Source organism: Leptospira mayottensis 200901116 (assembly GCF_000306675.2).
GTDB lineage: Bacteria > Spirochaetota > Leptospiria > Leptospirales > Leptospiraceae > Leptospira > Leptospira mayottensis.
On the sequence record NZ_CP024871.1, the window covers coordinates 2,118,666 to 2,145,000 of the forward strand.

Below are 26,335 nucleotides of genomic sequence, written 5' to 3' on the forward strand. Positions count from 1 at the left end.
CGGATTGGGTGGTGTGGCGAGTTCGTGGGGAAACTCTGGAAATTTTTCTCTATCAGAAAATTCTATTTTTGTAAAGTAAAACATAAGCTTCCTGTCAGAACTTTTCCTTTTTTGATTGAGGAGAAGTTAGTCCAAAGTCTCTATGGATCGCGACAAGGTTGGTTTCAACTAACGTTGAAAGCCACTCACAACGCTACGCTGTTCGCTGGCAATTTCGCTCTCTATGGATCGCGAAATTCCCAAGCGGTCCGAAAGACTTCTTTATCTTCCGCAAATCGAATTAACCTAGATAGAAAAGGATCCTCCAAAAGAGTGGAACTATCGCCAATACAAAGCAGAAGGTCCTTGGCCCTCGTCATACCTACATTGATTCTTCTGGATTCCTTTAAAAAACCGGAACGACCTTCCGCATTAGAACGGACAAACCCGAAAAGAATACAACGATTCTCTCTTCCTTGAAACGAATCTATCGTAGAGACTTGAATTTTAGAAAGCCCTGCTTCCTGCAATTTTTCCAAAACCAATCGCACCTGAGCGCGATACGGGGAAAGAATCGTAATCTCTTCCTCCGGCCAATCGTTTTCCTGGAGCAGAATACAAAGACGAACCTGAAGATCCGCTTCGAAAGGATTGGTAAGACTATCGTCAACAGCGACTTCCTCACTATCAGTTCCAGCCGTATCGATCCATTGAAATGCATTCCCAAAAGGAAAAGTTTCCGGAAAGTTAGAAGTTCTTTCCGGCTCCGGACGGCCTGACTTCAGTCGATTTGAATAAAATTCCATGGAAGGAAAAAAAGAAATCTCGTCCTTCATTCTATACTGAGTATCGAGCAAAAAAACCCGCCCAGACGTTTCCAATCTTTCAGCAGCTTTTTCAAAAAGTGTAAACTCCAGAGAGTTTTTTTCGGAAAATAAAGACGGAGGCAACTGCTTATGATCCCCCGCAAGAATCACTCGATCCGATTTTAATATCGGAATCCAAAAGGCAGGTTCGAGTCCTTGAGAGGATTCGTCTAACACGCAAAAGTCGAAAGTTCGACCTTCCAATACAGAGCGAGCAGATGCGACGGGAGTGGAAATAATCACAGGGTGAGAAGAAACCAAACTGTCAATCAGTCCTTTTTCCATGGATCGGATCATTTTTTTGAGTTCTTTTACTTCTTGAAAAAGATTCTTACGCTCTTTTTTTTCCTTTTCCCCGAAATTCCGTTTATATTTTTTGGCTTGTTTCGAAATTTCGATCACGTCTTTTCTATATTCGTTTAACAATTTTCCGTCAGAGTGATGAAAAAGTTTGTAGTCCAAGGTGGAATTAAGAACGGCTTCACTGATACGGGCCGGATGTCCCAGCCGTAAGACCGAAATTCCTTTCGCGGAAATCGATTCGACCAAAAGATCGCAAGCGGAATGTGTGGGAGCAGACACAAGAACTTTTTTTCCCTCAACGACGAGTTGGCTTACAATTTCGGTTAATGTAGTAGTTTTACCTGTACCGGGAGGCCCATGAATTACAGCAATATCCTCGGAAAACACACAACGCAAAACCGCATTTTTCTGCGATGGATTCAAAGAAGAATCCATTCTTTGTAATATTCGAGTTTCATCGGATTTGCGAATCGCAATCGGATCCGGTTTCCCGTATCCCAGTAAAAGCTCGCGATTGATATACAATCTCGTTCCTTTGGTCGCACCCGTTACTTGGTCCAACGCTTGAAACATTTCCTTGTAGGAGGTTTCATCGGGCAAAAGATCTAAAAAACATTTTCCGTCTTCGATCCATTCCGGAACTTCTTCGACCGCGACTCGAATTTTTTCTCTATGAAGAGACACTAAGATTGTACGAACCCGATCTTCGTTCTTTCCAATTTGAACTGGAGCACCGGGCTGAAATTTGGAAGGATATTCCTCTTGATTCGGAAAACGAAAAGTAATAATCCAACTTCCCTCTCTGCCTAAAGACTGTTCTTCGTAGACAAGAGGGTATAACGTGATTCCGAGCTTAACCCGATCTTGGAGAGAACGGGAAAGCCAGTCTTTGGAAAAGAGGGAATCCTCTTCTTTCTTTTCTCTTTCGAGTTCGGCCCGGACAAATTCCAACTCTTCGATTGAGCTGGAAAATTTTCTTTCTTTCAAAACCGGTCGGGGGAAAGAACTACGATTCTGTAGACCTGGGATTTTTGGTCGTCTCTTGTGGGGAGTCCTTCCGCAAATCGAATCGCACTCGCAAGAGTAGTTCCAGTTGTCTGTCCCGCAAAAATTCCTTCTTTTTGATAGAGATCGGATTGATATAAAAGCGCTTGCTCCCGATCGACTCCGACGTATTCGTCTACGATCTTCGGATCAAAGGATTCAGGAAGATGAATGGAACTTTCCTTTTGAACCATCTTGCGGATGAATCTAGATTTTTGACCGACTCCCATGATTATCCGAACCGAAGATTTTTTGGATTTTAAAAATCTACCCACACCTGAAAGAGTTCCTCCAGAACCTCCTCCCGCTACAAACGCATCCACACTTCCACCAAGATCTCTCCAAATTTCAGGTCCAGTAAAAAGATAATGTGCATTCGTGTTCGCCATATCTTTGTATTCGTTTAGAATCGCTACGTTTTTCTCTTTTTCTTTGATTTCCTTCGCTTTCCTCAAAAGGATTTCGTCCCAATTTCCTTTCGCTTCGGGAACGATCTCTACGTGAGCTCCGAAGGTTTGCAGGTCTTTGATCTTTTGCAAATCGGTATCACCAGCGACCAAACAACGAAATTTATATTGTCGAATCGTACAAATCCAAGCAAGACTAATCGCGGTCGTGTTGTAACCGGGTTGAACGACTTGTCCTTTGGGTTTTAATTCTCCTCTTCTTTCGGAAGAAAGGAGCATGGATAATGCGGTTCTGTCTTTTACGGAGCCGGTAGGATTACAGAATTCCGCTTTGAGATAAAATTCCACGTTAGGGATATGAGAGCCGATTTGATTCAGGCGAATGAGCGGAGTATTTCCGATCATCTGCAGGATCGTCTCTTTAATGGGTTTTGCTACGCTAAGTTCCCGCCCAAAAGACTTCTGAATATTGTTCAGAGCACCAAGAAAACTATTTCCAAATTCGTCAATCGAACGGGATATTTCATCAAACATAAATTTTCGGCAGAATTATATAGAGTACAACCAAGGTTCAACCTCTTTCTGTTTTTTTTCAAACTCCCCGATTTTACTTTCCTGCTTGAGAGTAAGACCGATGTCGTCAAGTCCGTTGTAAAGACAATATTTACGGAAAGAATCCACCTCGAACGTATATACTTTTCCAGTCGGACCGGTTACGGTTTGTTTGTTCAGATCGATCTGAAGTTTAGCTCCTATATTATCCGAAACGGATCGGAACAATTCTTCCACTTCCTCAGACTTTAAAACCACAGGAAGCATTCCGTTTTTAAAACAGTTATTGAAAAAGATATCCGCGTAAGAAGGCGCTATGATCGAACGAAAACCGTAGTCTTCCAAGGCCCAAGGAGCGTGTTCTCTGGAAGATCCACATCCGAAGTTATCTCTTGTTAAAAGTACGGTAGCACCTTTGTATCTTTCTTGATTCAGTGAAAATTCAGGATTTGGTTTTGTTCCAGCGTCGTCCAAATATCTCCAGTCGTGAAAAAGATGAACACCAAATCCGGTTCTTTCGATCTTTCGGAGGAATTGTTTCGGAATGATTTGATCCGTATCGACGTTTGGCTTGTCGAGTAAGGCGGCTACTCCGTTTAAGATTGTAAATGCTTTCATAATCTTTCGTCTACCCCTTGATTTATTTCCAGTTCCGGATATCTACGAAACGACCTTCTACCGCTGCGGCTGCAGCCATTTCAGGTCCAACGAGGTGAGTTCTTCCACCCTTTCCTTGACGACCTTCAAAGTTTCTATTGGAAGTGGAAGCGCAACGATCTCCCGGTTCGAGAACATCATCATTCATCGCGAGACACATGGAACAACCCGGATTTCTCCATTCGAATCCCGCGGCGGTAAAGATCTTATCCAGCCCCTCCTGTTCTGCTTGGCGTTTGACTCTTCCGGAACCAGGAACCACGATCGCCTGCACTTTAGAGGAAACTTGTTTCCCCTTGATCGTTGCCGCTGCGGCTCTTAAATCTTCGATTCTGGAATTGGTGCAAGAACCAATAAAAACTTTGTTGATTTTGATTTCTTCGATCTTTTCGCCGGGAGTTAAACCCATATATTTGAGTGCGGATTCGATTCCGATTTTATCAATCGGATCGGTTGCGTCACTCGGGCTTGGAACAATTCCTTTTACGGAAACGACCTGGCTAGGAGAAGTTCCCCAAGTCACCATCGGGGTAATTTCATCCGCATGAAGAACTACGGTGGTGTCGAACTTTGCACCTTCGTCGGTTACGTAGTGTTTCCATTTTTTAACGGCGAGGTCCCATTGGGCACCTTTCGGTGCAAAATCTTTTCCTTTGATATAATCGAACGTGATTTGATCCGGGGCAATGAGTCCCGCTCTCGCTCCCGCTTCGATCGACATATTACACACGGTCATCCTCGCCTCCATGCTTAAGCTTTGAATCGCAGAACCTCGGTACTCAATTACGTAGCCGGTTGCTCCTGCAGTGCCGATTTTACCAATGATCGCAAGTATAATGTCTTTCGCGGTCACCTTGTCGGAAAGTTTTCCATCGACTCGAATCTCCATAGTCTTCGCTCTTTTTTGAACGAGAGTTTGAGTCGCGAGAACGTGTTCCACTTCGCTCGTTCCAATCCCGAACGCAAGCGCACCGAAAGCACCATGAGTGGAAGTATGAGAATCCCCGCACACGATTGTCATTCCAGGATGAGTCAGCCCCATTTCGGGAGCAATTACATGAATAATTCCTTGATCGGGATTTTGAAAATCATAAAGACGGATTCCGTTTTCATCGCAATTTCTTTTCAGAGTTTGCATCTGAATCGCAGAAATCGGATCGGCTAAACTTAAATCCCGAGTACGAGTAGAAACGTTATGATCCATAGTAGCGAAAGTCGCTTCCGGACGGCGGACCTTTCTGCCCGCGATTTTGAGTCCTTCGAAAGCCTGGGGGCTTGTAACTTCGTGAATAAGATGACGATCAATATAAATTAGATACGATCCCGCATCCAGTTCTCCCACCAGATGATCTTCCCAGATTTTTTCGAACATTGTCTTCATTGGATTCTAATACTCCCCGAAAGAAATTCTTTCGGAATTTGTGGATTGGATTTATTTCTCGAAAAGAGAAAAGATATCCGCTTGAATTTCCATCGTCGGGATATCGGTTCTTTTCGTCCACTCTGATCTATTTTAAGGGATAGAGAATGAATTGGGAAGGTTGAAATTCTAACGAGCCCGAAAAACGTACACCGTTTTTCCGAGGCTGATTTCATCGAAATCGTACAAGACCCGGGGCCGGAGAATTTTTTTACCGTTTAAATAAGTTCCTCCATCAGAAATTAAATCGTACAAAACGAAACGGTTTTTGATCTTACGAATTCTGGCATGAAGTTTACTAACCCCTGGATCGGAAATCACAACGTCAGAAAGCTCTCCATTCCCGAAAGTGGTCTCGGATTTACGAATTGGAACTTGTTTACCAGGAGATTTACCTTCTTTTTGAATCAGGGTCGCAAGATCGTAGGTCTCCGCAGTTTCAAACTCGGACTCGTTTACCGGAAGAGAACGAGAAACATAAATTCCTTCCGAATTTGCATACGGAGAAAACTGATCTCCGTACATTCTCTGATAAACTTCTCTTTCCTCTCCTCTTGCATGAAACCTTTTCTCTGTTTCCCCTAACGGTGCGGAAGGTTCGCCCACATCTTTTTCTCTCCGAAATAAAAGGAGCAATGCAATCAAAGTGAGAATGAGTAAAAAACCCATCGTAGGAAGAAATACTCCAGGACTTAGAAAAATGAATCCAAACTGTTTCATGATTCCGGGTTTATATGTGTAAGTAAATTTTCCACCTTGGGAAGATTGCCAGTCTCCTCGAATGAAATCTCCTTCCGCTTTCCAAAAATCGCTTCGAAAGGGAGAATTGTATCGTATCTCCGCCGGGTATTTGTGAAAGTATTCCAGATCGGTTAAAAACTTGGAAAGAAAATCCGTAGAATTTATCTCGTAAAATTCTCCTCCATAAATTCGAACGAGTTCAAGGTTGGAGAAGTTACGCCTACCGATTACATGAATCGGTAGGCCGGATGTGGACAAACCTTGTCTAAGCCCCGGAGGCAATTTATAGTCATCGTCAGAAACAAGTAGAGAAAGATAAGAATTCCTTGTCAAAATCGAATTCACTTTTTGGAATACAAGATCCAAGTTCGTCCCCGTATTGCGATTACTGAGCGAGCCCGGAACTCTAGCTTTGGAAAGAGCAGCCTGCTTATCCAAATCCCTTTCAACCACAAGCAGATCGTCCGAAAAAAAGATAAAACTAAAATGATCTTCTTCTCCGGAAGACTGAACTACTTTCTGTAAAAATTTTGTGTTGAAATTATTCTCTTCGAGAGATGTTCCCGATTGAATTAAAAAAACGGAATGAACGGACCTGCTTCCTTCTTTACGCAAAACTTTCTGTTGCAGCACCGTTCTGGTTTCCGATCCCCTGGATTCTCGAATGAGAAAATTCTCTCTTTCAAGGGGAAATTGTTTTTTATCTCGAATAAAAAGCTGAATGGAGGGAAAAGAAGAAGAGTCCACATCCTCCAAAATAAACGGTGACTTTTGTGAAAAAAGTGGAGAGGAAAATAAAATCAGTGTTAGGAGAACCGCATAACCCATCATTCGCACCCGACTATCCAAGATCAACTTCCTTGTTCAAACAGTTTTTTTCCATACTCCGAACTCGGACCCTCGCTGGACCTTGTGAAAGTTTCGGCCCAATTTCCTTGATAGAGGATACTTATAGTATCGGCCAAAGCTTTGACGATAGAGATTTCATGTGTAATAAAAATGAGAGAAAGTCCCTTTTCCTTTCTAAATTTCATGAGAAGTCTGAGGACTTCTGTCTCGCTAATCGAATCCAAAGCCGCAGTCGGTTCGTCCGCGACCACAATCTGAGCACCGGAATAAACGGCTAATAGAATGAGAATCCTCTGTCTTTCTCCTCCGGAAAGATGGCCTGGCAGAGAATTGAATGCTTTTTCCGGCTCTGCTATATGAATAGATTCTAATAGAGGAAGAATTTTCTTTTTTTCCGCAATTTCTCGATTGGAAATAGAAAATGCTTCTAAGATCTGAGAACCCGTTTTACGGTAGGGATGAAAACCCCAAATCGGATTTTGAGGAACCAGAGTGATCCTCTTTCCCCGAAAAATCCGCCATTCTCTTTCCGTAAGATACCGAACATCTTGACCTAAAAGTGAAAACCGATCGGATCTCTGAAAAAGCTCCTTGTCCGTCATTCCTAAAAGGCAGGATGCAAACGTAGATTTGCCGCTTCCTGACTCTCCCACGATACAATGTACTTCTCCGGAACGAAGAGTGAAATCGATTCCTTTGAGAATAGAACGACCGGGTACGGAAACCTTGAGACCCATGATTTCGACTACGGGAGAATTCACAAAAAACGATCATTCCATCTTGAAAAGATTATATTCTACGATACTACAAAGGATATGTCCGATTAAAATATGAGACTCCTGAATTCTAGCGGTCACTTTGCTCGGAACAATCACGTCAAGGTCAGAAAGATTTTTTATCCGACCTCCGTCTCCGCCTAACAAGGATATGGTTTTGACTCCTCTGGTCTTCGCTTTTTCCAAAGCCAATAAAACATTCTTCGAATTTCCACTCGTGGAAAGTCCAATGAGAAGATCTCCTTTTCTACCGAAGGCTTCGATCTGCCTAGCAAAAACCTCTTCGTAGCCGTAGTCATTCGAACAAGCCGTCAATACTGCGGAGTCTCCTGAAAGTGAAAGCGCGGGTAAGGCTTTTCTTTCGTTTCCCGATTTATATCTTACCACGAGTTCCGCAGCGATATGAGAAGCATCGCAAGAAGAACCTCCGTTTCCACAAAGATACACTGTATTGCCGCTTTGTAAAACCTTGGAAACCATTTCCCCCGCTTTGGTAATATCACCCAAAATCAAATCGATACATTTCTGCTTGGTGGCAATGGAATCCCGGATTTGACCGAGAGCAATTTCTTTCATATCCATTCTAGTTTGTTCCTCTTTTTCTTCGAATCTGTTCGATCACTTGAAAAAATTCGGTCTTCGCTTTTTCGAAATCCTGAAGGGAAAGATTTTCCGTATATGGAGAATTCTCTTTTTGATTTCCACTCACATTTAAAAAATAGAGTTCGTCCGAAATGATACTCTTCAGTCGTTTTGTAGAGTTAGACTGAAAAAACTGTTCAAACTCAGTTCCCATATACACGAGGAGAATACAGAGAACGCTCGGCTTTAAACGCATGAAAATCTGTTGTTTCCAAAACGGCTCCCAATTGTAAAAATTTTTCCAGCTTTCCTGAGAAAAATTCGGATCTCCGTATAAAACTTTCAAGTCTTCTTCGATTCCTTCGGGTTGAAATCTAGAAAATACACTTTTGAGGTCGGAATGTTCGTAGGAAAGAATTCGGTTTAACTCTGCCTCCGGAATAAAAACGACGCCGGAAATTTTATCTCCCTGTTGACTTAGAAAATTCCCTGTCGAGACAACAAGAGAATACTCTCTTCCGGATTTTTCCTTTCCTTCCAACCTAAAAAGTTTAGGGCCATTCTTTAGGATTTTATAATATTTTGTTTGATGAATCAATCCGCCGTTTTTTTTTCGAGTCACAAAAAAACGATCCGCTTTTTCCCGGAGTTCGGCCAATTCTCTTCTATAGCCAAAACTTTCACGGACCGGAGGAGCTTCCTCTTCCGAATCTTTTTTTATTTTTTTTCTTTTAAAAAAGGAAAAGATTTTTCCGAAAAAAGCCCTAACGCCCATAGCCCTCTTTCACGTTGGAAGGACGCTCTATCATTTTTTTCTCCAATTCGTATTGTTTTGCGTCCTTTAGAAATGTGGAATACGCCGAAGAGACCGCGATCACCCAACCCGGAAAACCATCCAAAAATCCGAACTTGAAAAAATAAGTCTCTATAAATTTAGAGAAAGGTTTATAGATGGTTCTGAAAAATGAAAACCTTCTTCCCTTTCTCTGCCTTGTATAAGCGACAATCGAAGAGAATTGATTGATCGTATTCACTTGATGCGTTAGATCTCGAAAACTATAATGAATGATATCACCGTAAATTTTATCTCCTTTCCCTTGGATGCTGATGGTATCGTGCGGATTCTCTCCTACCCAAACGGCTTTTCCTTTCCGAAAAATACGATAACGATACTGAGGATACCAACCGGAATAACGGATAAATCTTCCCAGATGATAGGTTAGACGGGAAACTTGAAGACCGCTCAGAATATCCTCGTCGGGTTTCTGTTTAAACGTAAGAATGGAATTCTCAAGTTCGGGAGAAATCCTTTCATCCGCATCTAAAGAAAGAATCCACTCATGTCTACAAAGAGAAATTGCGTCATTTTTTTGTTCGACATGACCCTTGAACCTTTGTTTATAAAATCTTACCGAAGGAAAAGACTTAGAAATTTTTTCGGTTTTGTCCGTACTGATTGAATCAAGAATTACGATTTCATCCGCTACGTTCAGACAAGATTCGATACAGTCTCTTATGTTTCTTTCTTCGTTGTAAGTGATGATTGCGACGGACAACTTTTTTCCCATCGTTTGCGGAAGAGTTCCCTGTTTTTTCGACGCTTTCTTTTTCTTGACTGGAATTGATTTTCCCATTGATTCTCGGTTCTTTTTTCTAATGGTAGAATGAATTCTTTCTCTGTCATTGGTTTTTTAAGGGAATTTTTAAGAACTTAGGAGAAGAATAAATTGAAAGAACGGCTCGTCAAGAAACTCAAAATCGTATCCTTATTTTCTCTCGGTTTATTCTTTTTCAGCTTTCCCCAATCGGTGAGCGTGTCTCAATTTTTCGGAGGATTCACGATCGCAATCAGCTCTCTCTTGCTTTTTTTGGACGAGGAATCTCAAAAGACTTGGAAACAAATTCAAAAACCGTTTTTAACCTTTTTCGGAATTTATATCCTTCTCTTTTTATCTTCTTTGTTTCACGCGGAAAACTATTCCTTTTTTTTAAAGAAATTTATAAAACAATCCGAGTTCGGAGATTTTTGGATGTTACTTCTATTTCCCGCGTCCTTCCTCATAGCCTCTCAGGAAAAAAATCAAACGATCTTAAGGAGATTTCTATTCGCATCCGCTTCAATTGTGATTTTGCTCGGTTGTATCAGTTTATTTTCGGAAGTCCGGGTCGGCAAGTTCGTCGCAAACGGATTCAAATACGCTCCCGGAGATAGGCTCCAACATTTTTCCGGAAATATAGGTCCGATCAAACTCTATCTTCCAATCGGAATGATGAATACACACCTAACGTTTGGAGGACTTTTAGGTTTATTCCTACCAGGACTTTTTGTGGATTGGTTCCAGTCCGCCAAAAAAAAGAAGGGTATCGTTTTCGTTTTAAAGACGCTTTTGGTACTTGCAGGATTTATTATACTCTTCTTCAACCAGAGTCGATCAATTTGGCTGGGAATATTTGTAGTTCTTTTACTGCTCTTTTTAAAAGGAACGTTTTCGATTCGAAAAAATCCTTTTCATGTTTCCATCAAGGCAAAGATATTGGCGGGATTTTTTTTCTTAGGATTACTTTTGTCCGCAGGTTATTTATTTAAAAACAGCTGGTTGATCCAAAGATCCATTTCTCAAATATTCGAAGTTCATAATACGGAAAATCAAAGATATTATATCTATAAAAACACAATTCCATTGATCCAAAAACATTGGTTTGCGGGAATCGGAGGCGGAAACTACAAGGAATTCCACTGGAAAGAATCCTCCAAAATGATCGAAAAAGAAGAACAACTCTGGTATGAACTCTATATCACGCCGAGGGGGCATGCTCATAACGATCTTCTTCACTTTTTAGTTATCGGAGGAATTATGGCGGGAATTCTTTTTATCCTTTTTTGGGGAAAGCTGTTCGATTTCTTTTTTCAAAACGATTTTAACTCTTCAACGGGAATTCCGATTCTTACGATCGGAGTTTTGAATTTATTTCCGGCCGGATTTTTTCAGTGTTATCTTTTGGACGACGAAGTAGTCCTTCCTTTTTTCGCGTTCTGCGGGATTTTTCTAGGAGGAAAATTAGAACTTATCCCCAAACCCCAAATCAACGAAAGAATAAACTTATTACCAAAAAAATCCTGCAACTTTTGGAACAAACTTTTATCGTTCTTAAAGCCAGTCTCTTCGACTGAATCCGCAGATTCCACAAACAATTTCCCTTCCAAAACAAAAAAGACTCAAAACCTAAGTGGTTCGTATAACGCTGATAAGTTTTCCAATACGCAGGAGACCAAATCAAATCCCAAGATCGAACACGAACTAAACGTTTTTTCCGATTTTAAAACTACTCCAATTTCTTATGTTCGTGGGCTTTTTGCAAGATTCAAAAATTCTCTCCTGCAAATCTGGAAAGATCTTTTCTTTCAAAGAACACGTTTCTGCTTTTTAGAAAAACGCACTCGATTTTTTAAAACATTCTGCGCAATTGCAATTCCAATTTTACTCTATTGGCTCTTCTGGATTCCGAGACTCAATTTAGAACCTTTGGAAGTTTACAATCGAAGAGTCCGGTCTTCGGATCTCGCACTCACCAAAGAAGTACAAAAGAATATTTTAAAGTACGAAATTATTTCTTCTGCACCGTTGCATAAAAGTTCATCGCAGCCCCCGTCTCAGTTTCACATCGACCGTAGACATATTTTATCCCAGACACAATTTTCCAAAATTCAACCTTCCCAACTAAACGTCCAACAAGCTTCTCTTCCTTTTCAAGTGGAAGGTTGTCTCACACACCGTTATTCGAGCCCTCCACAACCGAGGCGAACCCCGTTCAGCTTTACAATTTATATCCCGGAAAATTCTTTCTATCCTCCTAAGAAAGCGACGATTACGATCGTTTCCAGAGACTCTTTCGATCAAGACCAACTCTACTGGGCGCATGGAGAAACCGATTTAGGAACGATCCGTGTAGATTTACAAAGAGGAACAAATCCGATTCTTATTCCGAACTTTCTTTTAGAGACGACCCCGAGCGCATTTCCGGAAGGAGTGTTCTTTCGAGATTTTAGAATTAGCTACTCCGATTTTGGAGAAGGGAAAAAAATCGATTTTCCAAAATTGTATTTTGGAAAGATTTGCGATACGGTGATCCGTCTGACGCGGTAGAACGTCAGAGAATCGAATGGTACCTGGAGCGAGACTCGAACTCGCACGAGATTGCTCTCACAGGATTTTAAGTCCTGGGTGTCTACCATTCCACCATCCAGGCATTTTAGATGCCAGCAGATAGAAATTTAGTGGTTAGCTCCTTTTTAGGACAAAAATATCAGACTTTAACAAAGTACGATTTTTTCATTCTGTAGATCACCTAACCACCGACTTCTAAAGCCTATCCACGATATAGGCGTCGCCCGGATTCGAACCGGGGATCAAGCTTTTGCAGAGCCATGCCTTACCACTTGGCCACGACGCCGTTATAAGGTATGATTTTAAGAGAAAGATCAGTGTCAATAGAAAAGTCTTTACAGTGTGTCCCGGAGCTTAGTTTTACTTTATCAAATAGATCGGCTACAAGGTTCTGTCCCAATCGGGACAGGTGCTTATGAGACAAAGAAGAACCTATTTTTATCAATTGGACGGAAGAGGAAAACTCTACCATGATTTTTCGGAGTTGAAAGATCCAGAGTTTTTGGATTTTTTCATTTCAAGGATTCGTAAAAACGACACCGGAGAGCATCCCGAGTTTCCTTATCTTGCAGTCTGCAATGGAGAATGGAATTTTATTCAACCTACGACTACGATTTTTATCTTTCGCAAATTAGAAAACGAGAAACTATTTTATTCTCCCGGGTTGGCCCTTCCCTTTCAGCCTGAGAATCTGACAACCTTTCGAGAATCTTTAGCCCATCCGGCACCTCTCGGAGAATTGGGTTCTTTTTCCAGCGAACTTCTTTTGGATTTTTCTAAGAGCATTTTTCAAAGAGAGAATCAACTCATCTTTGAATACCTTGGAAAGGAATTTCTGATTTCGAAAGAAAAGTAGAAGTTCATTCTAAAATCTGAAATACGAAACCTACTCGATCCAACTTTTTAGAAAAAGTCTGAATTATTGATTGTAGAAACAAAAAACTCAACGTAAAATCGCCCACAATCAGATTTTAATTTGTCACTCCCATTCGATCGTTCCGGGAGGTTTGTTCGTAAGATCGAAAAACACGTAACGAATTCCACCGATCTTAGAAACTACGCTTTTGATTTCCTGCAATAGAAAACGTTCCATAGGAAAAAAGTTAGCCGTCATCGCCTCCTGAGATTCAACCGGACGAAGAACGATACTCTTTTCATTCTTCTTTTCTCCAATAGGTAAAAGGACAACAGGCATCTGCCAAATCTTATCGTAAAGGTCGGCCCTACGAATCACGGACTCAACCGCATAATCCGCTTCCCGAAGCAAATCGGAACAACTCTTATCCAACTGCATTCCAGTAAATTGAAAGTTCAATTTTTCGACGTCGGTTTCAAAAGGCAAAAGTACCACACGATTGATAAAGGAAAATTGATTGGAAAGATGTGTAGCAACCCGATCCAAAGTTTTCCAATTCGTTCCGACGTCGCTTAACACTATACAGTTTGCATAGGATCTTCGATCTCCTTTAACGCCTACGCTGGCGACGGGAAGGATTTTGCCGGACAATCCTTGAGTCGAAAGATAAGAATCGATCTCCTTCTGGTCCTCATTTGTTCCTTTTTTTTCAACCGCTAACATGCGCACCACAAGCCCAGGCCCCGGAAATGGATGACGACCTACCCATTCCGGTTCCAAACCGAGAAGAACTCCCAGATCTCTGACCTCGTCCTTATAAAGATCTCGGATCGGTTCAATGATCTTTCCCTCCTCGATCAGTTTTTGAATTGCTTCGACTCGATTATGATGCGTTTTGATAGTATGAGAATGTTTTGTCCCACCGGATTCAATCGTGTCTGGATAAATAGTTCCCTGACCGAGAAGCCAATCCCCGTGTTCCAAATCTAAATCCTTTATGGCACGGTCCCTAGCTTCTAGAAATAAGTTTCCTACAATTTTTCTTTTTTCTTCGGGATCCGATTTCCCTTTTAAACTTTCATAAAAAAGATTCGATTCGTCTCTTACGGTTAGACGGATATCTTGGAGAGCCAGTTTTTCTTGAAGATGAAGAACTTCTCCCTTTCTCATAAAGCCAGTATCGACTAAAAATCCGAAAACTTTTTCCGCACCGAGAGCTTTACACAGAAGAAGATAAGAAACGGTGGAATCCACTCCACCCGAAACAAGCATGAAGATTTTTTGTTTCGGCTTTACGGTTTCTTGAATCTCTTGGATCTTTTTTTTTAAGAACTGATCGATTCCCCAGGTTTTAGAAACTCCGCAGATTTGAATAAAATTATCAAGAAGAAGAGAACCCTTTTCGCTATGACTTACTTCAGCGTGAAATTGGATTCCGAAAATCTTTTTGGAAGAATTTTCCACAACCGCATAACCACAATCTTTCGATGAAGCGATTCTCGTAAAACCTTCCGGAAGTTTTACGACTTGGTCGGCGTGATTCATCCAAACCTGTTCCCCTCCTACAAAGTTTTTTAAGAGAAAATTTTCGCCGGGATCATAAATTTGTAAAGAAGTAGGGCCATATTCTCCCGTTCCAGAGCGTTCTACAACTCCGCCGAGAAGTTTCATAATCAGCTGATGACCATAACAAATTCCGAGAACCGGAATTCCGAGTTCGAAAATCCGAGTTGTAATCGTTGGAGAATCGGGTTCGTAAACACTTTCCGGCCCTCCAGAAAGAATAATACCCGCGTATTTTTGATAATTGGAAAGAGGTTCTTCGTTAGAAAGAATTTCCGTATAAGCACCTAATCTTCGAATCCTGGATGCTATCAAGTGAGCATATTGCCCGCCAAAATCAACCACGGCAATTTTCTTCCGGACTTCCATTCCACCCCTCTTTGGGATTTTGATACGAATTCCAATTCGGGAAAAAGAACTTTCGCGGAGAAAAGACCAGAAAAATCTGGTCATCATGGAAACGAATCATCCAGAGACTTACGATGGAAGACAAGATCACATCCCTTCTCTGAAAACTCCCGAAATAGAATCTTTCACCAATGTTTACGAGGGAAAGGATTATACAATCGATTTTACGGTTCCGGAGTTTACGGCGGTTTGTCCGAAGACGGGGCTTCCCGATTTCGGAGTCATTTACGTTTCTTATATCCCCACTCAACGTTGTATCGAACTTAAATCCTTCAAAGAATACATTCTAAGTTATAGAAACGTGGGAATCTTTCACGAATTTTTAGTCAATAAGATCATGGAGGATCTTATTGCGGCGATCGATCCGAAATACTTGAAAGTAATCGGAGATTACAATCCTCGAGGCGGAATCAAAACCGTCGTCACCCGAGAATATAATAAGATTTAATCCGACATGGACTCTGTTACATTTTTGGGTTATATCGCATCTTTACTGACGACTGTCTCTTTTTTACCCCAATTGATCCGTATCGCTATGGGTGGAAATACAAAAGACATTTCCAGAAACATGTACATCGTGTTGGTTACAGGTGTCGTTCTTTGGTTTATCTATGGATGCCTAAAACAGGATCTACCAATCATTCTTGCAAACGCAGTCACGTTTATTTTCACTTCCATCATTCTTTACTTTAAATTGAAGAATGACGCGAAAGGTGAATGATTTTTTCTGGATGAGAACCTTGTAGAAACTCCGGCAAAATCTGCTGTGAAAATCCAAAGCCCCGTCCCCTTTGGTAGCATTTGAGAAAATTTTCTATATCAGAAAATCATTTTATTTGCAAATATCTTTTCTACTGATTATTCTGTCGAACCGCGACAAAATATTTTTTCCTCAAACAAAGAACCCCGACTTCGCTTAACAAATAACGAAACCGAGGTTTAGAAAAGAAAAGCTTGTCTTGAGCAACCTTTCTTTACTGAGGTTTCACCTGATCCTTGAGAGACTTTCTAGAATTTTCGAGGGCTTCCTTATCCTTGTCGATGCCGGACTTGATGTTTTTTCTTTCCTCATCGGCGGCATTTTTGATGGCTTCCTTTTCAGCCTTTCCGGATTCTTTGACTTCGTCGATCATTCTACGATTTTCCTCTTTTGTAGCATTGATGAGTTCTTGGTTCCTTTGTTTTTGTTCCTCCAAACCTTGAAGAATTCTTTCCTTATTTTCTTTAAAGTCTTTTAGGATCTCTTCAATTCTTTGCCTTTGTTCTTCTGTAATGGATTGAACGGTAGCCGCATCTTCCTGCAATTCCTTCAACTCGTCTTCGGAAAGTTTCTCTTCCTTCTGACTTTTACCGTCGGAAACAATTTTATCGCCGGCATCCGCCACGTTACTCAGATCCGGATTATCGTTATCTACAACTTCCACGGATCCTTCGGAAACGAGAGTTTCGGTTTTGTTTCCTTCCACTTCGACTTGAAAGTCGGTTCCACGAACCGCCGCAGTCGAAGTAGGTGTAGTGATTTTGAATCCAGAAGATTTGGTAAGTTTTGTACCGACTCTAGAAAATATCTTTCCTTTATTGAGGTTAATATCCGAATATATCTCCGCATTTTTAGAATCCACATAAATCCTATTCAAGGTAAGACTTGTGTTCTCTTTTATACGAATGATCACTCCATCCATGAGTTGAATATCCGCGTATGAATCTTTTGTCGTCTCGATCTTATCTTCCGGAAGAATAAATTCCGAAAGCCCTACTTTCTTTTCTTTTCCGACTTTATCTGAAAGCTTTACGCTTCCTTTGATAAAAGTAAAAACTCCGCCTTGTAGGTCTTCCTTCTTGGACTTTCGACAATCAATAGCGAATAAGACAATCAATACGAGGTATGAACCTTTTCGAAACATTCTGGTCTCCCATTTAAATTCTTTCCGGGCAAAATAGCACAAAATTTATTTCAAGTCCACAGTTTTCTCTATTTTTGCCTTCACTTAGTTACTTCTGCTTCGTTATAAACTGGTTCATTTAGTCGGGCAAGAACCATAGAAAAGGACTTGCTGTCTAACAAATGGTTAGAAAATTGATCTTGAAACCTGTTTTTAAGCGACCGGGAGAACCGACCCAGGAGAATCGAAGCCTATGCCGACTAAAATTGCGTATGTAGATAAGGACAACTGCACGTCTTGCAATCAATGTGCAGATAATCTTCCGAAATATTTTCAAATGGATGATAATGACACTTCGGAAACTCATATTGGAGGAGAAATGGTAAATCAAGCTCCGATCCCTGAAGAAGACTGGAAAATCGTTCAAAAAGAAATGGATGAATGTCCCGGCGAATGTATTCAGTGGAAAAAATAATTTTCTAAACATAAACTCGGACGTTACGGTTTTCTAACGCAACGCTTTCCACAGTTCATGTTGTGATAATCTTCACCGATTCCAAAGGCGGTTCTAACCGCCTTTTTTATCGGAATTCATTTCTAATTTTTTTTACCTGCATTCGAAAGATCATTATACAGAGGACAAACACCCGATTTGATTTCTTATATAAAAATCGCCCTAATACCCTAATACTCTTTCGTTGAACCCCTAACCTTTTAATTTTGGTACAAGTTCAAAAGTAAATGTTAAGTTAAGATTCTAATATTCCTGTTCAGAACGTGTGGAACCCAGAAGTTCATCCGGAATATCTTCCACCCTATCTCCAATTTGAATCGCAAGTCGGCTCCCCACTCTTCCAGGAAGGCATTTGAATTTTTTTCTTTCTCCAACTTTTACGATCATTTCGGATCTTGTAGAAGTATTTTCCAACTTCACAACATCACCAATGGAAAGATTCATAAAATCGTTGATAGAAACATCCACAGATCCTACCTCTGCGATCAAAGGAATTGCAACCTGATCCAGTCGCTCTTGAATTACGGCGCGGTTCTCATCCAATTCCCCTTTTCGAATGGATGAATACCAATATTGTGCAGATAACTTATTGATGATCGGTTCGATCGTGATATAGGGAATGCAAAGGTTCGTCATCCCTTCCACTTCTCCGATTTTGGTTTCAAGAGTGATCAAAACCACCATATCGTTCGGTGGAACCACCTGTGCAAACTGAGGATTCGTTTCGATATTCCCCAGTCTCGGTCTTAAATCGATTACAGTAGACCAAGATTCCCTCATGTTCCCAAGAATTCGAACGATAATCCCTTCCATTACGCTCATCTCTATTTCAGAAAGTTCTCTGGAGATTTTTGCCTGTTCTCCCTTACCGCCAAACAGACGATCAATGATTGTAAACGAAATCGAAGGATCGATCTCTAAAATCGCGGAACCTCTCAAAGGATCCATATTGATTACGGCAAGAGTAGTTGGATTCGGAATCGAACGAATGAATTCTTCGTAAGTCAACTGATCCACGGAGGCAACGTGAACGGATACGAGTGCTCTAAGCTGTGCCGAAAGACCCGTAGTTGCCAAACGAGCAAAGGTTTCGTGCATCATTTGCAACGTACGAATTTGGTCCTTTGAAAATTTATCAGGACGTTTGAAATCGTAGATCTTTACTTTTTTTTGTTCGGAAACGGAAGTATAATCCGATTCGCTTACTTCACCGGAACTAATGGCGCTTAGTAGCGCGTCAATTTCATCCTGCGATAGAATCTCCGTCATTTCTTTACCTTCGCTACTAAGTTAGACACTTTCCAGAAACCTCCCTGCTCGTCGGGAACCCTTCTAAGAGTGTAAATATATTCGTATTTGGAACGCAAGCGGTTCAATTTTCTTTCCACAAAAACCGTCACCCTCGCCAAGCCGGGAGAAACAGATTCCGCGTTTAAAATTCTGTAAGAATGAAGAATCCCAGCTCTGGATTCGGTAAGATACCGTTTAAAATTCTCCAGTAGAAAATCTCTTTCGGATTCTTCCGCACGATTGTATTCTTCCGAGTATTGATCATAGGCCTGTATATATTCTGGAAAATAGATCCACTTGAAATGATGTGCCCAATTTTTTTTCTTTTCGGAACCCAAAAATAAATGAATTACTTCTTCCGGTTCAAGCCCATCCGTAGTCGGATCTTTTTCGGGGATGGATAAGAGAACCGGTTCGCCGTGTTTTTCTTCGTAAAAGAAATAAGGTTGGTTGCGAGAACGAATAAAAAGTGCAGGCATTTCCCGTATATTCGGATGGAAATACGCGGTCACAAAATACTTCTTTCCCGGCTCCAAATCAAAACGAGAATTCAGATCGATCTCTTTAGAGAATACTTCGTCTTTATGTAGAATGATTTCTTTGATCTCTTTTCCTTCCAGGGATTCGATCGTATTTCTTCGTTTTAATATGGGATCGATCCTTTTTTCCTCGTCCCTTTCCGGAATCTGATTCCCATTTTCGTCCCGAACCACAACCCGATATGATTCCAGATCTCTTCCAGACGGAAAAACTCTTATTACCTCGTTTCCAGTATTGGTGATGGACATCTTTACCGGAATTTTATCGTTTTCACGGTAATGAATTTTTTTCAAATCCAACGTGATGATTCCCTGTTGTTTGAGATAATTTTCCGAAACCGAACCCCGTGCATCCCGTTTGGGAAACGCAAGAAGAAACGAAGGCGTCAGTAAAATTGCGAGAAGAATCCGAATCATTCTAGTTTATTTTCGGCAAACTCCCTCAAAACCAACAAAAAAATAAGGATTTTTAGATCAGCGAGGGGCGACCTTGGCATCCTCTATGATCATTTCTGCGATTCGGATCAATCGTTTGAGAATAACCTCTATCTTATCGTAGTCTTCGTAACAAGAGACCAACTTTTCCATCGGAGGTTGTATCAGCGAAATCGCTTTTGAGGAAAGAATTAATGCGGTAAGATTGTCTTCGTTTAATAAATTCAGAGATTCGAGTTCATTTAAGAATCGATTGATTTCCTTAATGAGTGCTTCGTCCCCTATGTCGTTTTTTTCGAAAAAAGATTCAATTTTTAGAATATAATCCGTGAGAATCTGTTTGATACGCGCCTCGTCGTCCGTCGGTTTTCTTTTTGCGGTTAAAGTGTTGATCACTCCGTATTTTGAAATCGCGGTTTCGTAAAAAGAATGTATTTCCTGACGTTTGGAATGGATAATTCGAAAAAGTTTTATGATTTCGACTAAACGATCCGGAAGATTTTTCCCTTCGCTAGTTTCCAAAATCGAGGTCCTGGATTCTTGATCATGCGTCGGGAGCACGGACAATTGGTCTAAAATACGACTCGTGCTGCCGGAAGAATAATTCGCCAATTCTTGAATCACTGCAAGATAGTTCTTTGCCTGGGTTTTATCCGGTGTAAATGTCATTGCACCGCCGTAGCCGCCGTTCTTTTATCTACGATGAGAACTTTTTTGATCGAAGTTTTAGAGTTTCCCATCTTTACAATTTTGTCCACAACGTCCGCGCCAGATACCACTTGACCGAAAACAGTGTGAAGACCGTCCAGATGAGGAGTATCTACTTGATTGATAAAAAATTGGGAGCCGTTTGTATTCGGTCCCGCGTTCGCCATTGCAAGAGAACCTTTAAGCGCCTTATGAGACTTTAGAATTTCATTGTATTTATATCCAATTCTAAAAAGAATTTCAAGAACTGATAACTTTTTGGCGTCTTCAAATGCCTTTTCGATCAATTCTCTTTTTGATTCCGCTTCTTCATTGTTTTTAATCTGAAGTTCGCTAGCCACAGCCTTTTGAAGTTGGTATTGATAGTACGGAGCTTCTCCGGCTTTCATCTGATCAAGGCCGAGAGCTTTTCCGTTGATTTCGTCATCGAAACGATATCCGGGACCGCCAGTTCCGTCCCCGTTCGGACAACCACCTTGGATCATAAAATTTTCGATCACTCTATGAAAGGTCAAACCATCGTAAAAAGGTTTTTTCACCTTTTGTCCGTTTCTGGTCATAAATTCCTTCTCTCCTTGTGCCAGGTCGATAAAGTTCTGAACCGTTTTAGGAGCGTCTTGGTCGAATAACTCAACAATCATAGTTCCTTGAGTAGTTAAGAAAATCGCATAGATCGCTGGTTTTTCAGGTAACGGAACCGCGGACGTATCCTGTCTTGGAACTACAACAGCAGACGGTGTATAAACTTCCGGTTGATATCTGGTCTGTGCAAATGGGTTCCGATTACACGCTAAAAAACAAACAAACGTTAAAATTCCAGAAATGATTCTCATAGAAACAATGTTTCAACTTCCTTCAAAGATTCCAGCGCAATTTTTAATTGTTCTTCCTGCCTTTTTTTGGAAGTTCCTCCGTAAGAGATTTTTTTGTCCGCGGAAAGAGAAAGAGAAACCGCATTTTCGTATTCTTTCCCCACAAAATATTCCGAAATCGAAACTCGATCTGGTTCGGGCAAATCAAACAAGGTCTTTTTTTGCTCGACACAAACTTTTACAAGCATTCCCACGAGTTCGTGAGCGGTTCGAAACGGAACTTTCTTTTCGTAAACGAGAAAATCTGCTAAATCCGTCGCCGTAGCAAATCCGTTTTTTAAGGAAGATTCCGCTCTTTCAGGAACCCAGACCCAATCTTCGATCATTTCTTGGATCCCTTCCAAACTAATTCCTACGGTTTCAACCGAATCGAAAAGAGCTAACTTATCCTCTTGAAGATCTCGGTTGTAAGTCGAAGGCAAACCTTTCAACATCACAAGGAGATGATTCAGATTTCCGATCACCCTTCCCGCCTTTCCTCGGATGAGTTCCGCGATATCCGGATTTTTTTTCTGCGGCATAATAGACGAACCCGTAGTCAAAGAATCCGATAGCTTTAAAATTCCAAATTCCTGGGAAGAATAAAGTATGATGTCCTCGCAAATCCGAGAAGCATGGATCATCAACTGAGTACAAGCAAATAAGAACTCCAGAATATGATCACGACTTGAAACTCCATCCATGGAATTCGGAGATACTTTAGAAAGTCCTAATTCCTTTTTTAAGAATTCCCTGTCGGTCGGATAATTGACTCCCGCCATCGCTCCGCCACCGAGAGCCAATTCATCCGAAGCTTTTAAAGCGAAACGAAAGAATTCCTGGTCTCTTTCCAACGCCCAAAACCAAGAAAGAAAATACTGAGAGGCACGGATCGGTTGTGCGACTTGAAGGTGTGTGTATCCAGGTATAATTATATCCACACTCTGTTTCGCTTTTTCATACAAAGAAGATCTAAGACTTACGATGGATTTAAGAATTTCTTTTCCTCGACCTAAGATATACAGTCGTACGTCTTGAGTTACTTGATCATTTCTAGACCTTGCAGTATGTAATTTTTTTCCAGTTTCTCCGATAAGTTCGGTCAAACGGGACTCAATATGCATATGAATGTCTTCAAGCTCTGATTTGAATTCCAGCCTTCCTTCCTCCAATTCGGTTTTAATTTGAGAGAGAGAGGTTTCTATCTTCGACAATTCGTCTACGCTTAAGATGCCGATTCGTTCCAACATTCTCGCGTGCGCGATACTTCCTTGGATATCTTCTTTGTAAAGTTTATGATCGAAGGATACGGATTCTCCGATTCGTTCTAGAATCGAAGAGGGTCTTTCCTGAAATCTTCCGCCCCAGAGTTTTTTTTCTTTTCCAGTCATTATGATCTTTGCCAAATTATTTTTAATTATTCTTTCCGATACTCTTCTTCTAAGTCCTGAACCCAGTTTTTCAAAACTTGTAATTCTTCTTGGGTAACTTTTGCGGATGGATGCAAAAGAATATAATTTCCGGGAGGCATTTCTCCTTCTTCCAAAGTTTCTAAAATCGAATCACCTTTCGTCGATTTCGCTTTTCTACTTAAGGAATTCCATTCTGAAAAATTGAGCTCAACTTTTCCTTCCTTCACGTGATTGTAAAGATATACATTGATCGGAAAAATTTTCGAATACCAAGGCCATTCGGTCAGATCGGAATGACAATCGTAACAAGATTTCCTCAATATTTTTTTGACTTCATCAGAAGTTTGAATTTCGTTTTGATTCGTTCCTTCGGGAGGATGTATAGGTAGAAATTGCAGAAACAGGATCGCCGTTATAAGTGAAAGGAGAAGTTTTTTTTTCATGCTTTTCTTCTGGATAGTTCGTTTCCTTTCCCTTTTTTTTAAAATAGAAAAAACGGATTGAATTCTGAAAAAAATTTACTAATTTGTGCCATTCTGGGGGAATGCATCTTTCATGCCTGATTTTCTTTCCAATCTAACGGTAACGATTTGGATCATCGGCGGCATATTACTCATTCTTGCTGAATTTTTTATTCCTGGAACTTTTATCGCTTTTTTAGGAACCTCCGGAATTATCACCGGGATTGTCGTATATTTTTTTGATATTTCCCTCGGCTGGCAACTAGGGCTTTGGGCCTCTCTCTCTATTCTTCTAATTTACGTCGGAAGTACGGCGATTCGAAAAATCTTTCCAGCTCATACAGAACGCTCTATTCCGGAAAACGATCAAATCGGAAAATTGGTTTCCGTAGTCAAAGACGTTCTTGTAGAAAGAAAAGGCGGAAGGATTCTTTTTCAAGGTGTAGAGTGGGACGCAATTTCCAAAAAAGCCAGAATTCCAAAAGGAAGTAAAGCGAGAATTTTGAGTCGAGATAATCTCACATTTCTCGTGGAACCTTTGGAACTTCCGGAAGAATAAATCTGATTTTAAAATAGAAAAGGAGATTTTATGTCTGCAGGGTTTATATTCACGTTACTCTTCATAGCGTTGATCTATCTGATTCGTAAAACATTCATCATCGTTCCTCAACAATATTGTTATGTCGTAGAACGAGTAGGAGTTTTCAAAGGAGCCTTGGAAGCAGGTTTCCATTTCCTCTGGCCCGTGATCGAAGTCGTTAAATACAGGCAAAATCTCAAAGAGATCGCAATCGACATTCCTCCTCAGATGTGTATCACAAAGGACAACGTCTCCATTGCGGTAGACGGAATTCTTTATCTGAAAGTGGTCGATCCTTATAAAGCTTCTTATGCGATCGAGAACTACATGCTCGCGACGCAACAGCTCGCGCAGACGACCCTTCGTTCCGAAATCGGTAAGCTGATTCTCGATCAGACATTTGCGGAAAGAGACGATATCAATTCCCACGTTGTGCGTGCTTTGGACGAAGCGACCGATCCCTGGGGAATTAAAGTCACGAGGTACGAAATCAAAAATATTTCCCCTCCTAAGGAAATTCTTCACGAGATGGAAGAACAAGTAAAAGCGGAACGTGTAAAAAGGGCAGAGATCACGATTTCGGAAGGAGAAAAACTTTCGAGGATCAATCGTTCCGTCGGCGAAAAAGAAGAAGCCATCAACGTGTCCGAAGGTGAAAAAATGAAAAAAATCAACGAAGCCGAAGGTAAGGCTTTGGAGATAGAACTGATTGCCGCCGCGAAAGCAAAAGGAATCCAGATGATCGCAGAATCCATTTCTAGAGAAGGCGGAAGTGAAGCTGTTAATCTCCAGATTACAGAAGACTATCTCACGGGTCTTGGAGAAATCCTAAGCGTTTCTAAAACCACGATTCTTCCCGCGGAGCTTGCCAATATTGCGGGAGTGTTCGAAGGTCTTTCCAAAGTAACCGGAAAATTACCTGAAATCAAAACACCGAAAGAGAAGGAAGGTCAGTAAGATGGAAATGTTTCAAAGCACATTCGTAATGATATTTTGGACTCTGTTCGGAATCTACTTCGCATATAAACTCTATCGTTCGATCCGAATCGTTTCCGCTCAGGATTGTATCGTAGTGGAAAGACTCGGAAAATACAGCAAAACCTTACACGCAGGTCTTCATCTTCTTTGGCCTTTCCTTGAAAAAGATGCATACTATCATACGTTGAAAGAACAAGCCACGGACGTTCCACCTCAGACCTGTATCACGAAAGATAACGTGAAAGTGGATATGGATGGAATTCTTTATCTCAAAGTGCTGGATCCCTACAAAGCAAGTTATGGAATCAATGACTATCAATTTGCGGCTTCTCAACTCGCCCAAACTACGATGCGTGCTATCATAGGAACGATGGACTTGGACGTTACATTCGAAACCAGAGACGCGATCAACAGTAAGATTCTGGAAGCTTTAGACTTAGCCACCGAATCTTGGGGTATCAAGGTCAATCGATACGAAATCGTAAACATCACTCCTCCTAAGTCCATCTTAGAAGCGATGGAAAAAGAGAAAAAAGCGCAGATCACAAAAAAGGCACAGATCTCTCTTTCGGAAGGGGATAGGGACGCGAGAATCAATCGATCTCTCGGTTTTAAAGAAGAAGCCATCAACAAGTCCGAAGGCGAAAAACAAAAAAGAATCAACGAAGCCGAAGGGGTAGCTAAAGAAGTGGAAGCCATTGCAACGGCAACCGCAAAAGGGATCGAACTACTCGCTCAGTCGATCAACGCAAAAGGTGGACAGGACGCAGTTAAACTCAGAATCGGTCAGAAATTTATCAAAGAATTTGAAAAGATTTCCGGCAAAAAAACGGAAATCGTTTTGCCTCTCAATTTGACGAACTTTCGTTCGATCTTAAAATCGGTTTTAGGAAATATGGATCAAAAAAATTGAATGTTATTTTTAAAGCTGAAACGATTTTTTGTTGGAGTTTCTACCATGAGCTTGTACCTCAAGCATCTCAAACAAACTTATAAGTAGAAACTTCAACAGGCAAATTCAGAATAAATCGAAGAACCTGAGAGGCCAAAAAAGGACAAGAGTCTTTTCGAATTATTCAACACTGTAAACTCCACTACGTTCTTACTTAGAGCTTGTGTCTCAAAACCTTAGTTACAATGATTCAGTAAGTTCGTAATATAATATAGAAGTTCCCACCACCAATTACGCTTCTTTGGTAGCTTTCGAGCATATTTTATAACTGTTAAGTTCTCGTCAAGGTTCCTATATTCTGAATTTTTTAAGACAAGTTCTTAATATCGATCTACAGATATCCTTTAAAAGAAAATCTGGAAAGAATTTTTATGATAGTAAGTGGTCAGATTAAAAACCGAAATGTTTATGAAGACACTTTTGTTTGATTTATAATTTTTCGGATCATTTTAAAAACTAGTCTTATAATTTTTTCATTCTTAAAATTTCACAGCTCTTTGGAGCAATGAAAGATATGGTTTATTAGGCAATTATATTGAAGTTTATAAAAAAGGACTTTGCTT

General features: G+C 40.8%; 25 protein-coding genes, 2 tRNA genes and 1 pseudogene. 8 read left to right on the top strand and 20 right to left on the bottom strand.

Going from position 1 to position 26,335, the window contains the following annotated elements; translation table 11 throughout:
• Positions 1 to 221 precede the first annotated feature (221 nt).
• The 9 genes from LEP1GSC190_RS09515 to LEP1GSC190_RS09555 form a co-directional block, all read right to left on the bottom strand.
• On the bottom strand, positions 222 to 2,135 hold the full coding sequence (locus tag LEP1GSC190_RS09515) for an AAA domain-containing protein (RefSeq protein ID WP_002763994.1): 1,914 nt from the start codon (positions 2,133 to 2,135) through the stop codon (positions 222 to 224).
• Positions 2,132 to 3,133 carry a PLP-dependent cysteine synthase family protein gene (locus LEP1GSC190_RS09520; protein WP_002763989.1) on the bottom strand — a complete coding sequence of 334 codons (1,002 nt, stop codon included), beginning with the start codon at positions 3,131 to 3,133 and terminating at the stop codon, positions 2,132 to 2,134. Before LEP1GSC190_RS09520 ends, LEP1GSC190_RS09515 begins: the two co-directional genes overlap by 4 nt.
• A gap of 15 nt (positions 3,134 to 3,148) precedes the next feature.
• A complete protein-coding gene (gene leuD, locus LEP1GSC190_RS09525) occupies positions 3,149 to 3,769 on the bottom strand; it encodes a 3-isopropylmalate dehydratase small subunit (RefSeq protein ID WP_002764024.1) in 621 nt (206 codons plus the stop codon).
• A 22-nt stretch (positions 3,770 to 3,791) separates the two neighbouring features.
• Positions 3,792 to 5,189, bottom strand: coding sequence for a 3-isopropylmalate dehydratase large subunit (gene leuC, locus LEP1GSC190_RS09530; protein WP_004279648.1), 1,398 nt, complete (start codon positions 5,187 to 5,189; stop codon positions 3,792 to 3,794).
• Between the two features lie 168 nt (positions 5,190 to 5,357).
• On the bottom strand, positions 5,358 to 6,800 hold the full coding sequence (locus LEP1GSC190_RS09535) for an FHA domain-containing protein (protein WP_002763982.1): 1,443 nt from the start codon (positions 6,798 to 6,800) through the stop codon (positions 5,358 to 5,360).
• Between the two features lie 20 nt (positions 6,801 to 6,820).
• Positions 6,821 to 7,555, bottom strand: coding sequence for an ATP-binding cassette domain-containing protein (locus LEP1GSC190_RS09540; protein ID WP_420844307.1), 735 nt, complete (start codon positions 7,553 to 7,555; stop codon positions 6,821 to 6,823).
• A gap of 33 nt (positions 7,556 to 7,588) precedes the next feature.
• Complete coding sequence (locus LEP1GSC190_RS09545; RefSeq protein ID WP_002763945.1) at positions 7,589 to 8,176, bottom strand: D-sedoheptulose 7-phosphate isomerase; 588 nt, start codon at positions 8,174 to 8,176, stop codon at positions 7,589 to 7,591.
• A gap of 1 nt (position 8,177) precedes the next feature.
• Entirely contained in the window at positions 8,178 to 8,951 is a 774-nt protein-coding gene (locus LEP1GSC190_RS09550) for an LBBP_01157 family protein (protein ID WP_004279541.1), read from the bottom strand.
• Positions 8,941 to 9,810 (bottom strand): glycosyltransferase family 2 protein, encoded by an 870-nt coding sequence (locus LEP1GSC190_RS09555; RefSeq protein WP_002763959.1) that lies wholly within the window; start codon positions 9,808 to 9,810, stop codon positions 8,941 to 8,943. The genes LEP1GSC190_RS09550 and LEP1GSC190_RS09555 overlap by 11 nt, the downstream gene beginning before the upstream one ends.
• 93 nt (positions 9,811 to 9,903) lie before the next feature.
• Here LEP1GSC190_RS09555 and LEP1GSC190_RS09560 point away from each other — a divergent pair, with 93 nt between their 5' ends.
• Positions 9,904 to 12,321, top strand: coding sequence for an O-antigen ligase family protein (locus tag LEP1GSC190_RS09560; protein WP_004279346.1), 2,418 nt, complete (start codon positions 9,904 to 9,906; stop codon positions 12,319 to 12,321).
• 17 nt (positions 12,322 to 12,338) lie between these two features.
• Here LEP1GSC190_RS09560 and LEP1GSC190_RS09565 read toward each other — a convergent pair.
• Together LEP1GSC190_RS09565 and LEP1GSC190_RS09570 are read right to left on the bottom strand one after the other, a co-directional pair.
• Positions 12,339 to 12,424: transfer RNA gene (locus LEP1GSC190_RS09565), tRNA-Leu, on the bottom strand.
• Positions 12,425 to 12,557: 133 nt separating this feature from the next.
• A tRNA-Cys gene (locus LEP1GSC190_RS09570) sits at positions 12,558 to 12,628 on the bottom strand.
• Between the two features lie 129 nt (positions 12,629 to 12,757).
• Between LEP1GSC190_RS09570 and LEP1GSC190_RS09575 the strand changes: the two genes are divergently transcribed.
• Positions 12,758 to 13,198 (top strand): DUF4505 family protein, encoded by a 441-nt coding sequence (locus tag LEP1GSC190_RS09575; RefSeq protein WP_002764029.1) that lies wholly within the window; start codon positions 12,758 to 12,760, stop codon positions 13,196 to 13,198.
• A 123-nt stretch (positions 13,199 to 13,321) separates the two neighbouring features.
• On the opposite strand, the gene guaA is transcribed toward LEP1GSC190_RS09575, so the two are convergent.
• Positions 13,322 to 15,130, bottom strand: a complete 1,809-nt coding sequence (gene guaA / locus LEP1GSC190_RS09580) for a glutamine-hydrolyzing GMP synthase (RefSeq protein WP_036047599.1) — start codon at positions 15,128 to 15,130, stop codon at positions 13,322 to 13,324.
• Between the two features lie 85 nt (positions 15,131 to 15,215).
• Between guaA and queF the strand changes: the two genes are divergently transcribed.
• Positions 15,216 to 15,617 carry a preQ(1) synthase gene (gene queF / locus LEP1GSC190_RS09590; RefSeq protein ID WP_002764016.1) on the top strand — a complete coding sequence of 134 codons (402 nt, stop codon included), beginning with the start codon at positions 15,216 to 15,218 and terminating at the stop codon, positions 15,615 to 15,617.
• Positions 15,618 to 15,623: 6 nt separating this feature from the next.
• Positions 15,624 to 15,890: a SemiSWEET transporter gene (locus LEP1GSC190_RS09595; RefSeq protein WP_002764006.1), complete on the top strand. Its 267-nt coding sequence runs from the start codon at positions 15,624 to 15,626 to the stop codon at positions 15,888 to 15,890.
• Between the two features lie 253 nt (positions 15,891 to 16,143).
• On the opposite strand, the gene lsa33 is transcribed toward LEP1GSC190_RS09595, so the two are convergent.
• Together lsa33 and LEP1GSC190_RS20765 are read right to left on the bottom strand one after the other, a co-directional pair.
• Complete coding sequence (lsa33, locus tag LEP1GSC190_RS09600; protein ID WP_004279722.1) at positions 16,144 to 17,073, bottom strand: surface adhesin Lsa33; 930 nt, start codon at positions 17,071 to 17,073, stop codon at positions 16,144 to 16,146.
• Between the two features lie 80 nt (positions 17,074 to 17,153).
• Positions 17,154 to 17,340: pseudogene (locus tag LEP1GSC190_RS20765) on the bottom strand (hypothetical protein).
• Here LEP1GSC190_RS20765 and LEP1GSC190_RS09610 point away from each other — a divergent pair.
• Complete coding sequence (locus LEP1GSC190_RS09610; RefSeq protein WP_002630943.1) at positions 17,306 to 17,527, top strand: ferredoxin; 222 nt, start codon at positions 17,306 to 17,308, stop codon at positions 17,525 to 17,527. The pseudogene LEP1GSC190_RS20765 and the gene LEP1GSC190_RS09610 sit on opposite strands and share 35 nt — an antisense overlap.
• Before the next feature lie 282 nt (positions 17,528 to 17,809).
• On the opposite strand, the gene fliM is transcribed toward LEP1GSC190_RS09610, so the two are convergent.
• The 6 genes from fliM to LEP1GSC190_RS09640 are packed head-to-tail and all read right to left on the bottom strand — an operon-like array spanning position 17,810 to position 23,244.
• On the bottom strand, positions 17,810 to 18,835 hold the full coding sequence (gene fliM / locus LEP1GSC190_RS09615) for a flagellar motor switch protein FliM (protein WP_002763998.1): 1,026 nt from the start codon (positions 18,833 to 18,835) through the stop codon (positions 17,810 to 17,812).
• Positions 18,832 to 19,812, bottom strand: a complete 981-nt coding sequence (locus LEP1GSC190_RS09620) for a hypothetical protein (RefSeq protein ID WP_002745673.1) — start codon at positions 19,810 to 19,812, stop codon at positions 18,832 to 18,834. The genes fliM and LEP1GSC190_RS09620 overlap by 4 nt, the downstream gene beginning before the upstream one ends.
• Positions 19,813 to 19,869: 57 nt before the next feature.
• Positions 19,870 to 20,499: a hypothetical protein gene (locus LEP1GSC190_RS09625; protein WP_002763992.1), complete on the bottom strand. Its 630-nt coding sequence runs from the start codon at positions 20,497 to 20,499 to the stop codon at positions 19,870 to 19,872.
• Positions 20,496 to 21,371 carry a peptidylprolyl isomerase gene (locus tag LEP1GSC190_RS09630; protein WP_002745675.1) on the bottom strand — a complete coding sequence of 292 codons (876 nt, stop codon included), beginning with the start codon at positions 21,369 to 21,371 and terminating at the stop codon, positions 20,496 to 20,498. Before LEP1GSC190_RS09630 ends, LEP1GSC190_RS09625 begins: the two co-directional genes overlap by 4 nt.
• The gene (argH, locus tag LEP1GSC190_RS09635; protein ID WP_002763932.1) at positions 21,368 to 22,780 is read right to left on the bottom strand and encodes an argininosuccinate lyase; all 1,413 of its coding nucleotides are present in this window, start codon (positions 22,778 to 22,780) and stop codon (positions 21,368 to 21,370) included. Before argH ends, LEP1GSC190_RS09630 begins: the two co-directional genes overlap by 4 nt.
• 26 nt (positions 22,781 to 22,806) lie before the next feature.
• Positions 22,807 to 23,244, bottom strand: a complete 438-nt coding sequence (locus LEP1GSC190_RS09640) for a heme-binding domain-containing protein (protein WP_004279531.1) — start codon at positions 23,242 to 23,244, stop codon at positions 22,807 to 22,809.
• Between the two features lie 112 nt (positions 23,245 to 23,356).
• Between LEP1GSC190_RS09640 and LEP1GSC190_RS09645 the strand changes: the two genes are divergently transcribed.
• From LEP1GSC190_RS09645 to LEP1GSC190_RS09655, 3 genes are read left to right on the top strand one after another with little or no spacing between them, the layout of a single operon-like run.
• Positions 23,357 to 23,821: an NfeD family protein gene (locus LEP1GSC190_RS09645; RefSeq protein ID WP_002764015.1), complete on the top strand. Its 465-nt coding sequence runs from the start codon at positions 23,357 to 23,359 to the stop codon at positions 23,819 to 23,821.
• A gap of 30 nt (positions 23,822 to 23,851) precedes the next feature.
• Positions 23,852 to 24,799: an SPFH domain-containing protein gene (locus LEP1GSC190_RS09650; protein WP_002763925.1), complete on the top strand. Its 948-nt coding sequence runs from the start codon at positions 23,852 to 23,854 to the stop codon at positions 24,797 to 24,799.
• A 1-nt stretch (position 24,800) separates the two neighbouring features.
• On the top strand, positions 24,801 to 25,733 hold the full coding sequence (locus LEP1GSC190_RS09655) for an SPFH domain-containing protein (protein WP_002763910.1): 933 nt from the start codon (positions 24,801 to 24,803) through the stop codon (positions 25,731 to 25,733).
• Positions 25,734 to 26,335 lie beyond the last annotated feature (602 nt).

Coding starts and splice junctions, on each gene's coding strand:
- leuD (WP_002764024.1), bottom strand. CDS start 3,769: ATGAAAGCATTTACAATCTTAAACGGAGTAGCCGCCTTACTCGACAAG.
- LEP1GSC190_RS09640 (WP_004279531.1), bottom strand. CDS start 23,244: ATGAAAAAAAAACTTCTCCTTTCACTTATAACGGCGATCCTGTTTCTG.
- LEP1GSC190_RS09655 (WP_002763910.1), top strand. CDS start 24,801: ATGGAAATGTTTCAAAGCACATTCGTAATGATATTTTGGACTCTGTTC.
- LEP1GSC190_RS09625 (WP_002763992.1), bottom strand. CDS start 20,499: ATGACATTTACACCGGATAAAACCCAGGCAAAGAACTATCTTGCAGTG.
- LEP1GSC190_RS09595 (WP_002764006.1), top strand. CDS start 15,624: ATGGACTCTGTTACATTTTTGGGTTATATCGCATCTTTACTGACGACT.
- LEP1GSC190_RS09620 (WP_002745673.1), bottom strand. CDS start 19,812: ATGATTCGGATTCTTCTCGCAATTTTACTGACGCCTTCGTTTCTTCTT.
- guaA (WP_036047599.1), bottom strand. CDS start 15,130: ATGGAAGTCCGGAAGAAAATTGCCGTGGTTGATTTTGGCGGGCAATAT.
- LEP1GSC190_RS09535 (WP_002763982.1), bottom strand. CDS start 6,800: ATGATGGGTTATGCGGTTCTCCTAACACTGATTTTATTTTCCTCTCCA.
- lsa33 (WP_004279722.1), bottom strand. CDS start 17,073: ATGTTTCGAAAAGGTTCATACCTCGTATTGATTGTCTTATTCGCTATT.
- LEP1GSC190_RS09550 (WP_004279541.1), bottom strand. CDS start 8,951: ATGGGCGTTAGGGCTTTTTTCGGAAAAATCTTTTCCTTTTTTAAAAGA.
- LEP1GSC190_RS09520 (WP_002763989.1), bottom strand. CDS start 3,133: ATGTTTGATGAAATATCCCGTTCGATTGACGAATTTGGAAATAGTTTT.
- LEP1GSC190_RS09630 (WP_002745675.1), bottom strand. CDS start 21,371: ATGAGAATCATTTCTGGAATTTTAACGTTTGTTTGTTTTTTAGCGTGT.
- LEP1GSC190_RS09650 (WP_002763925.1), top strand. CDS start 23,852: ATGTCTGCAGGGTTTATATTCACGTTACTCTTCATAGCGTTGATCTAT.
- LEP1GSC190_RS09540 (WP_420844307.1), bottom strand. CDS start 7,555: ATGGGTCTCAAGGTTTCCGTACCCGGTCGTTCTATTCTCAAAGGAATC.
- LEP1GSC190_RS09575 (WP_002764029.1), top strand. CDS start 12,758: ATGAGACAAAGAAGAACCTATTTTTATCAATTGGACGGAAGAGGAAAA.
- queF (WP_002764016.1), top strand. CDS start 15,216: ATGGAAACGAATCATCCAGAGACTTACGATGGAAGACAAGATCACATC.
- LEP1GSC190_RS09555 (WP_002763959.1), bottom strand. CDS start 9,810: ATGGGAAAATCAATTCCAGTCAAGAAAAAGAAAGCGTCGAAAAAACAG.
- LEP1GSC190_RS09610 (WP_002630943.1), top strand. CDS start 17,306: ATGCCGACTAAAATTGCGTATGTAGATAAGGACAACTGCACGTCTTGC.
- LEP1GSC190_RS09645 (WP_002764015.1), top strand. CDS start 23,357: ATGCCTGATTTTCTTTCCAATCTAACGGTAACGATTTGGATCATCGGC.
- fliM (WP_002763998.1), bottom strand. CDS start 18,835: ATGACGGAGATTCTATCGCAGGATGAAATTGACGCGCTACTAAGCGCC.
- LEP1GSC190_RS09545 (WP_002763945.1), bottom strand. CDS start 8,176: ATGGATATGAAAGAAATTGCTCTCGGTCAAATCCGGGATTCCATTGCC.
- argH (WP_002763932.1), bottom strand. CDS start 22,780: ATGACTGGAAAAGAAAAAAAACTCTGGGGCGGAAGATTTCAGGAAAGA.
- leuC (WP_004279648.1), bottom strand. CDS start 5,189: ATGAAGACAATGTTCGAAAAAATCTGGGAAGATCATCTGGTGGGAGAA.